Genomic DNA, 744 nt, shown 5'->3' with positions numbered 1-744 from the left:
CTAGTGCAAGACCAAATTAATTATTAGAATCAGGTGGTTTGTTGGCAGGATTGACCTGCTCATACCAGCGTTTAAGTTTCTCCTCCGCTTTACTCACCGTGAAGCTCCAGTGCACTTTCACCTGACGCGCATTCCGCTCCTGCGTCCATAAACTCACTTGCTTGCTTAACTCTGTCAGCGAACCAATGCGCCGGTTAAGACATTGCCGTGCTAAAGCCGAGAACTCCATCTCAGCCATGTTCAACCAAGAGCCATGCTTGGGCGTATAGTGAAACACCACCTTGCGGCTCAAGCTTCGGGCTTCTTCCAGAGGCAAATGCTCGTAGAAAGAACCGTATCTATGAGTGTTTAGATTATCCTGCACCACATCGACATAAGCCACTTGGGTGTAATAAGTTTGGATAAGCTCTTGCATAAACTGGGCATAATCGGCTTTGGTGCGCTGCTGCCGTACCTGGGTATAACGCAGTCCCCGATCTAAGTCATAGGCCAGCAACACCACCGCCGTTCCTTCTCGAACATACTCGTAGTCGTATCGGCTTACTTGCCGGGGCTTCATTGGGATGGGCTCGACTACCTCATTGAGCAACTGGCAGGGCCGCTCATCAAAGCAGATGCGGGCCCGGTTGGCTTCCTCAGGCTGGCTATAGACCAATAGCACATCCTCCCTCTTGGCCAGATACTCCCCATTTAGCTGCCCAATGCACCATTGTTTTTTGAGCCAGGGCTTGAGCTTACTTTTTT

At 50.5% G+C, this 744-nt stretch carries 1 protein-coding gene; it reads right to left on the bottom strand.

The window, feature by feature from the left end; genetic code table 11:
- Positions 1-16 precede the first annotated feature (16 nt).
- On the bottom strand, positions 17-744 hold a 728-nt coding region (locus tag DX909_RS29325), incomplete at its 5' end, for an IS630 family transposase (protein ID WP_128548877.1).

The organism is Larkinella soli (genome assembly GCF_003703975.1).
GTDB classification, from domain to species: domain Bacteria; phylum Bacteroidota; class Bacteroidia; order Cytophagales; family Spirosomataceae; genus Larkinella; species Larkinella soli.
The sequence above is the reverse complement of the archived record's forward strand: the minus strand, read 5'-3'. Positions and strand labels throughout refer to the sequence as shown.